We start from the raw sequence: 10,651 nt of genomic DNA on the forward strand, positions 1-10,651 counted from the left end.
TCGAAGAGGCGGTCGCGTCCGCGCCGTGCGCGACGCCCCGGTACGGTCGAAGGATGGCCGTCACCCTGCACCGGGCGCCCGTCGCCGACATCGCCCCGCTGACGCTGTACCGCATCCTGTGGATGCGCGTCAGCGTGTTCGTCGTCGAGCAGGAGGCCGCCTACCCCGAGATCGACGGGCGCGACATCGAGCCGGGCGCCGAGCTGATGTGGGCGAGCGAGGGCGACGACGTGCTCGCGACGCTCCGTCTCCTGCGCGAGCCGTCGAACACGCGGATCGGTCGGGTCGCCACCGCCGCCGCTGCCCGTGGCCGCGGCATCGCCGCCGACCTCATGCGCGCGGCGGTGTCCCACCTGGATGCCGAGGCTCCCGGCATCCCGATCCTGCTCGACGCGCAGGAGCACCTCGCGCCGTGGTACGGCCGGTTCGGCTTCGTCGTCTCGGGCGAGCGCTTCTCGGAGGACGGCATCCCGCACGTGCCGATGAGTCGCGCGCCCAGCGTCGGCACCGCGTGATGCGGCGGTCGCTGCCGGTCGCGGCCCTCGCGCTCGCCTGCGTGCTCGTTCTGGCGGGATGCGACCTGAAGTTCTCGCTGGGGTTCGGCTCGGGCTCCGACGGGTCGTTCTCGGGGTCGGAGCTGACCGTGCCCGTGCTCTACGCGAGCGGCAAGAAGGGCGGGGTGACCAGCCAGCGCATCACGGCCGACTCCGCAGACGGCGGTGACCTGAGCATCGACATCACCGAGAACGACGTCAGCGGCGTCGACCCGGTCACCCAGTCGGCGACGTGGACGGCCGTGACCGCGGCCACGCTGCTCACCGGAGCCCGGCCCGACACCGCGTACACGTTCGGTTTCGATGCGCGCATCGCCACCCCCGCGGCGGGGGCGGTCACCGCGGTCGGCGTGCTCGCGCTGTACTACGGCGCCGACGTGCAGCCCGGGGTGGCGCTCACGGGCGGGGTGACCCCGCTCGGTGCCGTGAGTCCGGTGGCGGGGCTTCCCGAACAGGTCTCGGCAGCGATCGAGGCGGGCGGGATCGACACCATCCTCGTGCCCGCGGGCCAGCGGACGGCGGTGGATGCCGAGGGCATGGCCGTCGACCTCGATCAGCTCGCCGCGACCGGGGGGATGACGATCACCGAGGTCGCCGACATCGCGAGCGCGTACGCGGTCATGACCGGGGAGGACCTCCCCGAGTCCGTCTTCCCGACGCCTCCCCCCTCGCCCTCGGCCCTGCCCACGGCGGCGGATGCACCCGCGGTGCCGGATGCCGTGGCCACCGCCGTCGACGATGCGCTGGATCGCGCGCGGTCGTCGCTCGACTCCGCGCCCGGAAGCACCCTCGCCGACCGGGCGCGGGCGGCGGTCGCGCGCGGCGAGCAGCTGCTCGCGGAGGACGACGCGGGCGGCGCGTGGGCCGCCGCGACGACCGCCGCCGACACCGCCGCCGCGGCTGCGGCGCCCGCGCTTGCATCGACGGAGGCGCAGACGCTCGCGACGGCCGCCGTTGCTGACGCCGACGCGCTGCTGGGTGAACTGGCAGCGGCACCCTCGTCGCTCGACGATGCCGATCCGGTGCTCGCCGCGATCGGGTGGGCGGCCGAGGCCGACGCGCTCGCCCAGCAGGCGCAGGCGTTCCTCGCGGCCGACGCCGACCCCTCGCTCTCCGCCGCGGGGCTGACCTCCGCTGCCCTGGCATCCTCGGCGGTAGAGACCGCACGGGCCCTCGCGGAACTGCGCACCGACATCGACGGGGCGGGCGGGCTCGCGTCCGACGCCGACCTCGACGGTCTCGCGTCGCTGCTGCGACGGGCGGCGGTGGCCGCGACCGACGCCTACGACGCGCGGCGCGGCGACAGCCCGCTGGCGGCGGACGACCTGAACGGCTTGCGCACGACAGCGCTCGAGACGGCACGCGACGCGTTGGGCGCGCGGGCCGACGAGGGAGGAGCGTGGCTCGCCCTGGGTGTCTCGACCGCCGCCTTCGCGCGCAGCTCCGCGGCGCTGTCGGCGCAGTCCGCCGTGCGGGTGCCCGACGGTGTCGACACCTCGGATGCCGTCGCCCAACGCATCGGGATCGCCGACGAATACACGGTCCGGGCGGTCGACGCCCTCACAGCCACCGGTGCCGCCCTTCCCCTCCTGCGGGGCGCTCTCACCGATGCGGCGTCCGCCGCGGCATCCTCTCCCGTCCCGGGTGCCTCGGCGGTGTTCACGACGCCGTTCCTGCGCGCGCGGGTGCTGGCCTTCGCGGGCGGAGTGCAGCGCGACTGACCGGGCGGCCGCGGGTTCGTGCCGGCGCAGGGCGGGCGACGGATCAGTGCGGCGCGTGATACTCCGCCGTTCCGCGCTTCCAATATCCCTTCACGATCGTCGCTGCAGGGTCGCCGGTCCATCGGTCGAGCAGGAGTGCCCGACCCGCCCGCACGATCGACTGCTCGGCGGCGACGAAGCCGAAGACGCAGCCGTCCGGCCGCTCCTCGAGGTCGAGCGCGTCCAACCAATCGGTGAGCTCCGAGCCCGCGGGGCGTTCTCCGCGGTGCAGCTGGACCACCTCCACACCCGTGGGTGCGGCGATGGGCAGGTCGTAGGCGGCGGAAGGGACCTCGACGGCGATGCGCCCCACGGCCTCGTCATCCATCGCCTCGGCGAACCGCCGGATCGCCGGGACCGCCGTCTCGTCGCCGGCGAGCAGCCACGCGTCCGGTCGGCCCGTCAGTACCATCGATCCCCGCGGTCCGCCCACGCCGACGGGTGCGCCGATCGGGGCCGTCTCGGCCCATCGGCTGCCGACCCCGTCGCCGTGCAGAGCCACGTCGATGTCGAGTCGTCCGGCCTCGGCATCCCACCCGACGGGCGTGTACTCCCGGTTCGGTGACGTCCGCATCTCGTCCGTCGTGGCCGCTGCCTCGGGGAAGAACACGCGCACGTGATCGTCGGCGCCGGGGGAGTCGAAACCCCGCAGATCGCGGCCCTCGAGGCGCAGGCGCACGTATGCCGGCGTGAGGAACGTCCGAGCAGCGAGCGTCGCCGAACGGAAGACGAGGTCATGTCGGCGGGGTTCGAGGCGGGCGTCGCATCGCGAGTTCGACAGATTCACATAGCTAAGGCTAACCTAACTTTTCCGAGGGTCGGGGTCCTCCCACCGCTCGCGCACCGTACACAGCACCGGAGTGACACACATGAGTTCTCGCCTGTCCCGCACCGCCCTCCGCCCCGCCGCGATCGTTTCGCTCGCTGCCGCGCTCGCCCTCACCGGCTGCGCCTCGGGAGCAGCCGCGCCCGCCGAGAGCGACGCAGCGACCACCGTCACGGTCGAGGACAATCACGGATCGATCGAGGTGCCGGTGGCGCCGGAGCGGGTCGTCGCGCTCGACAACACGACGTTCGAGACGCTCAGCGAGTGGGGCGTGACCCTCGTCGCGGCCCCCAAGCCGCTCATGTACGACCTCTGGCCCTCGCTCTCGGGCGGCGACGAGGTGCTCGACGCGGGCCTGCACCGCGAGCCGAACATCGAGAACATCCTCGCGGCCGACCCCGATCTCATCGTCGGCGGCTACCGCTTCCGCGAGATCTACGACCAGTTGAAGGAGATCCAGCCCGCGACGATCGAGACGAGCCCGCGCGACGGCGAGGAGCACACGTCCGAGCTCAAGCGCCAGACCGCCATCCTCGGCCAGGTCTTCGACAAGAACGACGAGGCGGCGACGCTGAACGCCGACCTGGATGCCGCCATCGCCGACGCGAAGGCCGCGTACGACCCGTCGCAGACGGTGATGGGGCTGATCACCTCCGGGGGGAAGATCTCGTACGCCGCTCCCGGAGAAGGCCGCGGGGTCGGACACCTCTTCCCGACGCTGGGCCTGACCCCCGCCCTCGACCGCGCGGCCGAGGACGCCTCGCACGGCGACGACATCAGCGTGGAAGCGATCGCCGCCGCGAACCCGGAGTGGCTGTTCGTGCTCGACCGCGACGCGATGTTCGGGGAGGACGGATACGTCTCCGCGAAGGAACTCGTCGAGAACGCCGAAGCGCTGAAGAACGTCCCCGCGGTGCAGAAGAACCAGATCGTGTACCTCGACGGCAGCTTCTACCTCGACGAGGGCATCCAGGCCTACACGAAGCTCTACCGCTCGGCCGCCGAGGCCTTCGCCTCCTGACCCCGATGGGGGTCCGGATGCCGGGCCCCCACCCCGCTCATGATCGTCACTGCTCCCTCTCCGCCCACGCTCCGGAGTCGCCTCGCCCTGCCGACGGCTCTCGCGGGCGTCGCCGGCCTCGTCGTCCTGTCGCTCTTCGTCGGCGCCTACGACATCGCCGGCGACGGTTTCGGCGCCGAGATGTTCTTCATCTCGCGCGTGCCCCGCACCCTCGCCCTCGTCCTCGCCGGCTGCGCGATGGCCGTCTCCGGCCTCATCATGCAACTGCTCACGCAGAACCGTTTCGTCGAGCCCTCCACCACGGGCACCTCCGAGTGGGCCGCGCTCGGTCTGCTCGTGACGGTGCTCTTCGCACCGGCCGCGCCGCTCATCGTCCGGATGGTCGTGGCATCGGTCGCCGCGTTCGTCGGAACGATGGTCTTCATCGGCATCCTGCGTCGGATCTCCCTGCGGTCCTCGCTCGTGGTGCCCCTCATCGGGATCATGCTCGGCGCGGTCGTCTCGGCCTTCACCACGTACCTCGCCGTCTCGACCAACTCGCTGCAGATGCTCGGCACGTGGTTCATGGGCAGCTTCACCTCGATCGTGCGCGGACGCTACGAGGTGCTGTGGGTCGTCGCCATCGTCGTCCTCCTGGTCTTCCTGTACGCGGACCGCATCACGGTCGCGGGCCTCGGGCGCGACATCGCGACCTCGGTCGGGCTCGACCACACGCGCGTGATGCTCATCGGCACCGCTCTCGTGGCCGTCGCCACGGGCGTCACCACCGTGGTGGTGGGTTTCCTGCCCTTCCTCGGGCTGGTCGTGCCGAACCTCGTGTCGATGTGGCGCGGCGACAACGCCCGCGCCAACCTGCCCTGGGTATGCCTGGGCGGGGTGGCCATCGTTGTCGTGTGCGACATCGTCGGGCGGGTGATCCGGATGCCGTTCGAGGTCCCCGTCTCGATGATCCTCGGGGTCGTCGGGTCCGCGGTGTTCATCACCCTGCTGCTGCGGGTGCGCGCCCGTGGCTGAGGTGCTGGTCCGCTCCGCCCCGCCGCGCACGGCCCGACGCCCGCGGATCGCCCTGCGGTTCGGCATCCTGATCCTCGTCGTGGTGGTCGCCGCCGTCGGGGTCCTCACCTGGAACGTGCCGGGGGAGCCGGGCTCGCGGGCCTTCTGGCTCGCCGTGGACCTCCGCGTCGTGAGCGTCGCGACCATCGCCCTCGTCGCCTGCTGTCAGGCGGTGGCGACGGTGCTGTTCCACACCGCGACGGCGAATCGCATCCTGACCCCGTCGATCATGGGCTTCGACGCGCTCTACGTCGTCATGCAGACGGCCCTCGTGTTCTTCTTCGGCAGTGCGGCGCTCTCGGCGACCGATGGCCTGCTCAAGGTCGTCGTGCAGAGCGTGCTCATGGTGGGCTTCGCGACGTTGCTGTACGGCTGGCTGTTCGCCGGTCGTCGCGGGAACCTCCACATCATGCTCCTGGTCGGCGTGGTGCTGGGCGTCGGCTTCGGTTCGCTCTCCACCGTGATGCAGCGGCTCCTCACACCGAGCGACTTCGACATCCTCTCGGCCCGATTGTTCGGCAACCTCTCCAACTCGGATGCCGAGTACCTGCCGTGGGGCGCCCTCGTCGTCGCCGTGGTGCTCGTGCTCGTCTGGCGCGCGCGGCATCGCCTCGACGTGCTGGCGCTCGGCCGCGAGGCATCCGTCAATCTGGGACTCGCCTACCGGCGCGAGGTCATCGGGATGCTCGTGCTCGTGGCCGTGCTGATCTCGGTGTCGACCACGATGGTCGGGCCGATGACGTTCTTCGGCTTCATCGTCGCGACCCTCGCGTACCAGCTCGCGGGCTCGGCGCAGCACCGCGTGGTGCTGCCGTTCGCGGTGCTGCTCGGCATGGCGACCCTGCTCGGCGCGTACGTCGTGCTGCGGCACGTGTTCTACGCCGCCGGGATGCTCTCGATCATCATCGAGTTCGTCGGCGGCGTCTTCTTCCTCGTTTACCTCCTCCGAAAGGGGAGCCTGTGATCTCGCTCACCGACGTCACGATGACCTACGGCGACCTGACCGTGCTGGGCCCCGTGACCCTCGACATCCCCGCCGGTGGGGTCACGGCGCTCGTCGGCCCGAACGGCGCGGGCAAGTCGACCCTGCTCACGATCGTCGGGCGCCTGACGACCGCGACGAGCGGCCGCGTCACCGTCGCCGGCCACGACGTGACGACGACGCCGGGGCGGACGCTCGCGAAGATCGTGTCGATCCTGCGGCAGGAGAACCACTTCGTCACGCGCCTCACGGTGCGCGAGCTCGTCGGTTTCGGACGCTTTCCGCACTCGCAGGGGCGGCTCACCGCTCTCGACCACGCGAAGATCGACGAGGCGACCGCCTTCCTCGACCTCACCGAGCTGTCGGGCAGGTACCTCGATCAGCTCTCGGGCGGGCAGCGCCAGCGGGCGTACGTGGCGATGGTGCTCGCGCAGGACACCGACTACATCCTTCTCGACGAGCCGCTGAACAACCTCGACATGAAGCACGCCGTGGCGATGATGGGACAGCTCCGCCGCGCGGCCGACGAACTCGGCAAGACGATCGTCATCGTGGTGCACGACGTCAACTTCGCCGCGGCCTACGCCGATCGCATCGTCGCTCTCGCGGAGGGGCGGGTGGTGCACGTCGGCACCCCGGGAGAGCTCATGACACCGGACACGCTCGAGGAGGTCTTCGGCACCCCCGTCGACGTGCGTCGAGACGGACCGTATCCGCTGGCGGTGTACTACCGGTGAGCCGTCAGAGCTGGATGCCGTTGTCCTCGTCGTTGACGCCGACGTTGCGGCCCCGACTCGACTCGTAGGCGATGAGCCAGCCGACCGATACGGCGGCGGCGATGACCACACCCAGCCAGACGTTCTGCCAGACGAGTCCGAAGAGGATGCCGAGCCCCAGCAGCAGCACGCTCCCGAGGACCCAGTACGTACGTCCGCGCGGCCAGCCGGTGCCCGATTGCATCATGCGCCCACACTAGGCGGCGCGTGCTCGCCCGGGCGGGTGGTTGCGTCCTCGGTGCGACGCGGTCGGTGCCGCGGCCCGTTTCCGTTCGAACGCGTCGAGCGCTCCGCGGGCATTCCTGGGGCGGCACAGGCGGGCATCGCCTCCCGGCGTGTTCGCCCCCGTGGGGCGGTCACCGATCGCGGTGATCCTCCGGGTGCAGGCGCGGACCGCGTCGGGGCTCCAGCCCCGAACCGGCGTAGATGAGGCGGATCACGCGCTGCCGGTGCCCCGCGAACGGTTCGAGCAGCTCGAGCATCCCGTCGTCGTCGGTGCGATGACCGGTGAGGGCGTACCCCACCTGGTGAGCGAGGTGGTAGTCGCCCACGCTCACGGCATCCGGGTCTCCGAAGGCGCGGATGCGCGTCTCGGCGCTCGTCCAGATACCGACGCCGCGCAGGCTGATGAAGACGCGATCTCGCGCCTCGCCGTCGGTCGCCGCGCTCGCCGCGCGGACGACGGTGGCTCCGCGACGCGCGGTCTCGACGATGGTGCGCGACTGGGGCGGTTCGAGACCCGCACGGTGCCAGGCCCACGAGGGCACGTGTCGCCAACCCTCGATGTCGGGCGGGGCGAACATGGGGCGCGGCGTCGGACCCGGTGCCCGCTCGCCGTACCAGGTGACGATGCTCCGCCACGCGGAGAACGCCTGCATGCTCGTGACCTTCTGCTCCATGATGGCGCTCACCAAAGCGTCGAAGACCAGGTCGGTGCGCCCGATACGCAGATCGGGATGCCGGTGGTGCCACGCCGCGACGGACGGGTGCCGAGACGCATCGAAATCGTCGGGATCGTCGTGCGCGCCGCACAGGGCGGGGAGCTGGTCGAGCGCCCAAGAGGCGCCGGGCCCCCAGGCCGCCGCCCTCACGCCACCCCCGACACGCTGACGGAGGGCGAGAGTCGCAACACCGATGGGTGTGCGACTGACCCGCCAGACAACGCCGCCGTTCGCCAGCGGCGCGGTTGCGAGGTAGGTCGGGTCGTTGGTGCCGTGGCGCTGCGCCGAGACCGTGCGACCGATGTCGGCCGCACGAGCGGGGCGATACTCGGTCTCGAGGGGGCGCTCAGCCGGTGCGACGAGCTCGCGCGTCGAGCGCCGCGTGCGCACCCCGGTCGACCTCATGCCGACACCCTACGTCGCATCGCCGACATCGCGTCATCCGTGGGCCCGATCCGCTGCGCGGAGGCCGGGACGATCAGAAACGGTCGGGCGAGGGCGTGCCGTGTCCATAGCGGATCGAGACGTCGGCGTGACGGTCGAAGCGGTAGCCGACGCCGCGCACGGTGCGCACGATGTCCTCGTAGGCGCCGAGCTTGGCGCGCAGGCGCCGCACGTGCACGTCGATGGTGCGCTCGCCGGGGGCGTCGTCGTCGGTCGCGCCCTCCCACAATGAGGCGACCAGCTCGGTGCGCTCGATCGTGCGGCCCTCGCGCAGGACGAGGTACTGCAGCAGCTCGAACTCCTTGAAGGTGAAGGCCGCCGATTCGCCGTCGATCAGGACGCGCTTGCGCGAGATGTCGACGACCACGCCGCCGGGGGCGCGGTCCTCCTCGGCGGGCTCGTCCTTCGTGCGCGCGACGGCCGACGGCTCGTGCAGGGCGAGGCGGACGACGTCGACGTCGCGACCGCCGGAGCCCACGGGGGCCAGGGCGACCGTGGCGTACGTCTCGGCGGCGGGCGCCAGCTCGCCGAGCGTGCGACGCAGGGCCTCCACCAGGGTGCCGAGGCTGACGCCGGCGGCGGCGGCCTTGGCCTCGTCGATGCCGACGTACAGGGCGAACCCGCGCGGAGCGGTGGCGGTCGCCGCCCGGGGAGCGTCGGCGGCGGCCGCAGGGTCGGTCACTGCGGCGGGGCGCGGAGCGGCGTCTCGGGGCGTGGCGGGGACGGTCACGCGCGGAGCCTGCGGGCGGGCGGCGGAGGCGGTCTGAGGGCGGTCGAGAACAGCGGAGATCGACATGAGGAGAAAGTCCTTGGGTGGGTGAACCCGGAAGCGTCGTCAGAGAGCGGGGTTCGACGGGAGGTGAGGGCCGAAGGGCCGGAGCGCGGCACCGTGGAGCGCGTGATCGACGCGGGTCTCAGGTGACCGGGGGACGAGGTCGGCGTTCAGAAGCACGAGGTCGTCCGGGCGAGGGGTCGCTGTTAGCGGCACATTCGACAACACATGACGGCGCGGCCGGGCATCATCATGCCGGCAGTCCTGTTCGCCTCCCGGGCGGACAGAGAACGCGCAGTCACAGTCATGGGGGCGATTATTACCTACCGCGTCGGGAACCGTCAAATCCGTCCTGCGCGTCGGATCGCCGAGCATTCTGCTCAGCGTCGGTGGGGGATCTCGGAGAGAGCCGGGCATTCTGCTCGGAAGAGCTCGCCCTCGCGGGAGCGGCGTACTCTCTCGGCATGGCCGATCTGAGCTTCGCCGACGACAAGACGGCATCCCGATTCACCCTCCACGACGGGGACGACCTCGTCTCCGTCCTCGACTACCGGGACGACGGGCGCACCGTCGCCCTCACACGGGCCTTCACCGTCCCGACCTTCCGCGGGCACGGGTACGCCGCCGTCATCACGGAGCGGGCGGTCGACGCGATCGAAGCCGCGGGTGACCGCGAGATCATCCCCGTGTGCTGGTACGTGGGGGAGTGGTTCGAGGCGCACCCCGAGCGCGCGGGTCTGCTGCAAGCTCGTCGCACGTCCTGACAGTCGGGCGGCGACTGCGCTCCGGGCCGCTCCGCGGCGGGCGCGCGCGACCCCGTTCAGCGTCGCAGCGGGGCTGATGCCCGCACCTACGCGCGCCGTCGGCGAGCGTCAACCCCTGCCCGCGGGTTCCGCGGCCCGAGGAAGCTGGAGATCTCGAAAGGGGGAGTCATGAACGACGACCGCGATCTGCCCGAAGGCGTCATCGACGCCGACCCGCCCGGTGGATGGGAGAGCGGCGACGTCGCCGACGCCGAGACCGCCGAGCGCAACGACAGCGCGAAGGGCTCGCCGCGTCTGAACGACGCCGCGCCCTCGGATCCCATCGAAGGCGATGCCGCCAGCCACGGCATCGACCCCGACCTGAGCACGGAGGACTGACATGACGGACGAGACACGGGCCCCCGAGCCCGCCGACGGCCCGGACGGCGGCGCCGGAGCAGCCGATTCGGTCGGCGGAGCGCTGCACAGCGACCGGAAGGCCGCGCGCCCCGACGACCAGTCGGAGCCGGCGATGGACACGCACCCCACCGACGACGAGGCCCGGATCCAGGGTGTGATCGTGCAGACGCGCGCCGACGTCGGCGACAAGAGCGAGGAGCGCATCGCCGACGTGCTGCGTCAGCGCTTCGCAGAGGTCGGCCTCGACCTCGGCGACGACCGCATCCGGGCGATCGCGGCGGAGGTCGCCGGCTCCTGACCGTCATCGTGAACGCCCCGCACTCCTCCGGGATGCGGGGCGTTCGTGCGTTCGGCGGCGA

At 71.7% G+C, this 10,651-nt stretch carries 13 protein-coding genes; 9 read left to right on the forward strand and 4 right to left on the reverse strand.

All coding sequences use genetic code 11. The annotated features are described in order from the left end of the window. The first annotated feature begins 53 nt into the window (after nucleotides 1-53). Both AB0N80_RS06605 and AB0N80_RS06610 read left to right on the forward strand, forming a co-directional pair. Nucleotides 54-515 carry a GNAT family N-acetyltransferase gene (locus AB0N80_RS06605; protein WP_363578250.1) on the forward strand — a complete coding sequence of 154 codons (462 nt, stop codon included), beginning with the start codon at nucleotides 54-56 and terminating at the stop codon, nucleotides 513-515. Beyond that, the gene (locus AB0N80_RS06610; RefSeq protein WP_363578637.1) at nucleotides 515-2,275 is read left to right on the forward strand and encodes a S16 family serine protease; all 1,761 of its coding nucleotides are present in this window, start codon (nucleotides 515-517) and stop codon (nucleotides 2,273-2,275) included. The genes AB0N80_RS06605 and AB0N80_RS06610 overlap by 1 nt, the downstream gene beginning before the upstream one ends. Before the next feature lie 43 nt (nucleotides 2,276-2,318). Here the strand turns inward: AB0N80_RS06610 and AB0N80_RS06615 are convergent, their stop codons facing one another. Further along, the gene (locus AB0N80_RS06615; RefSeq protein ID WP_363578251.1) at nucleotides 2,319-3,101 is read right to left on the reverse strand and encodes a siderophore-interacting protein; all 783 of its coding nucleotides are present in this window, start codon (nucleotides 3,099-3,101) and stop codon (nucleotides 2,319-2,321) included. Between the two features lie 82 nt (nucleotides 3,102-3,183). On the opposite strand from AB0N80_RS06615, the gene AB0N80_RS06620 reads away from it, so the two are divergent. From AB0N80_RS06620 to AB0N80_RS06635, 4 genes are read left to right on the forward strand one after another with little or no spacing between them, the layout of a single operon-like run. After that, nucleotides 3,184-4,161, forward strand: coding sequence for an ABC transporter substrate-binding protein (locus AB0N80_RS06620; protein WP_363578252.1), 978 nt, complete (start codon nucleotides 3,184-3,186; stop codon nucleotides 4,159-4,161). Between the two features lie 39 nt (nucleotides 4,162-4,200). Then, on the forward strand, nucleotides 4,201-5,175 hold the full coding sequence (locus tag AB0N80_RS06625; RefSeq protein WP_363390888.1) for an iron chelate uptake ABC transporter family permease subunit: 975 nt from the start codon (nucleotides 4,201-4,203) through the stop codon (nucleotides 5,173-5,175). Then, on the forward strand, nucleotides 5,168-6,178 hold the full coding sequence (locus tag AB0N80_RS06630; RefSeq protein WP_363578253.1) for an iron chelate uptake ABC transporter family permease subunit: 1,011 nt from the start codon (nucleotides 5,168-5,170) through the stop codon (nucleotides 6,176-6,178). The genes AB0N80_RS06625 and AB0N80_RS06630 overlap by 8 nt, the downstream gene beginning before the upstream one ends. Then, complete coding sequence (locus AB0N80_RS06635) at nucleotides 6,175-6,933, forward strand: ATP-binding cassette domain-containing protein (RefSeq protein WP_363578254.1); 759 nt, start codon at nucleotides 6,175-6,177, stop codon at nucleotides 6,931-6,933. Before AB0N80_RS06630 ends, AB0N80_RS06635 begins: the two co-directional genes overlap by 4 nt. A 4-nt stretch (nucleotides 6,934-6,937) precedes the next feature. On the opposite strand, the gene AB0N80_RS06640 is transcribed toward AB0N80_RS06635, so the two are convergent. The 3 genes from AB0N80_RS06640 to AB0N80_RS06650 all read right to left on the reverse strand — a co-directional run bounded on the left by AB0N80_RS06640 (nucleotide 6,938) and on the right by AB0N80_RS06650 (nucleotide 9,153). Beyond that, on the reverse strand, nucleotides 6,938-7,159 hold the full coding sequence (locus tag AB0N80_RS06640; RefSeq protein ID WP_315995152.1) for a hypothetical protein: 222 nt from the start codon (nucleotides 7,157-7,159) through the stop codon (nucleotides 6,938-6,940). 169 nt (nucleotides 7,160-7,328) lie between these two features. Further along, nucleotides 7,329-8,318, reverse strand: coding sequence for a DNA-3-methyladenine glycosylase 2 family protein (locus AB0N80_RS06645; RefSeq protein ID WP_363578255.1), 990 nt, complete (start codon nucleotides 8,316-8,318; stop codon nucleotides 7,329-7,331). Between the two features lie 73 nt (nucleotides 8,319-8,391). Further along, complete coding sequence (locus tag AB0N80_RS06650) at nucleotides 8,392-9,153, reverse strand: winged helix-turn-helix domain-containing protein (RefSeq protein ID WP_363578256.1); 762 nt, start codon at nucleotides 9,151-9,153, stop codon at nucleotides 8,392-8,394. A 440-nt stretch (nucleotides 9,154-9,593) separates the two neighbouring features. On the opposite strand from AB0N80_RS06650, the gene AB0N80_RS06655 reads away from it, so the two are divergent. The 3 genes from AB0N80_RS06655 to AB0N80_RS06665 all read left to right on the forward strand — a co-directional run bounded on the left by AB0N80_RS06655 (nucleotide 9,594) and on the right by AB0N80_RS06665 (nucleotide 10,590). Then, the gene (locus AB0N80_RS06655; protein ID WP_315995149.1) at nucleotides 9,594-9,893 is read left to right on the forward strand and encodes a GNAT family N-acetyltransferase; all 300 of its coding nucleotides are present in this window, start codon (nucleotides 9,594-9,596) and stop codon (nucleotides 9,891-9,893) included. Nucleotides 9,894-10,061: 168 nt separating this feature from the next. Then, a complete protein-coding gene (locus AB0N80_RS06660) occupies nucleotides 10,062-10,271 on the forward strand; it encodes a hypothetical protein (RefSeq protein ID WP_315995148.1) in 210 nt (69 codons plus the stop codon). Between the two features lies 1 nt (nucleotide 10,272). After that, nucleotides 10,273-10,590, forward strand: a complete 318-nt coding sequence (locus AB0N80_RS06665) for a hypothetical protein (RefSeq protein WP_363578257.1) — start codon at nucleotides 10,273-10,275, stop codon at nucleotides 10,588-10,590. Nucleotides 10,591-10,651: the final 61 nt, after the last annotated feature.

The organism is Microbacterium sp. NPDC089188, assembly GCF_040685155.1.
Lineage (GTDB): Bacteria > Actinomycetota > Actinomycetes > Actinomycetales > Microbacteriaceae > Microbacterium > Microbacterium galbum.

Bases quoted from the DNA above. Each gene is read 5' to 3' on its own strand.
- AB0N80_RS06665 (WP_363578257.1), top strand. From the start codon at position 10,273: ATGACGGACGAGACACGGGCCCCCGAGCCCGCCGACGGCCCGGACGGC.
- AB0N80_RS06605 (WP_363578250.1), top strand. From the start codon at position 54: ATGGCCGTCACCCTGCACCGGGCGCCCGTCGCCGACATCGCCCCGCTG.
- AB0N80_RS06620 (WP_363578252.1), top strand. From the start codon at position 3,184: ATGAGTTCTCGCCTGTCCCGCACCGCCCTCCGCCCCGCCGCGATCGTT.
- AB0N80_RS06645 (WP_363578255.1), bottom strand. From the start codon at position 8,318: ATGAGGTCGACCGGGGTGCGCACGCGGCGCTCGACGCGCGAGCTCGTC.
- AB0N80_RS06640 (WP_315995152.1), bottom strand. From the start codon at position 7,159: ATGATGCAATCGGGCACCGGCTGGCCGCGCGGACGTACGTACTGGGTC.
- AB0N80_RS06660 (WP_315995148.1), top strand. From the start codon at position 10,062: ATGAACGACGACCGCGATCTGCCCGAAGGCGTCATCGACGCCGACCCG.
- AB0N80_RS06610 (WP_363578637.1), top strand. From the start codon at position 515: ATGCGGCGGTCGCTGCCGGTCGCGGCCCTCGCGCTCGCCTGCGTGCTC.
- AB0N80_RS06650 (WP_363578256.1), bottom strand. From the start codon at position 9,153: ATGTCGATCTCCGCTGTTCTCGACCGCCCTCAGACCGCCTCCGCCGCC.
- AB0N80_RS06625 (WP_363390888.1), top strand. From the start codon at position 4,201: ATGATCGTCACTGCTCCCTCTCCGCCCACGCTCCGGAGTCGCCTCGCC.
- AB0N80_RS06655 (WP_315995149.1), top strand. From the start codon at position 9,594: ATGGCCGATCTGAGCTTCGCCGACGACAAGACGGCATCCCGATTCACC.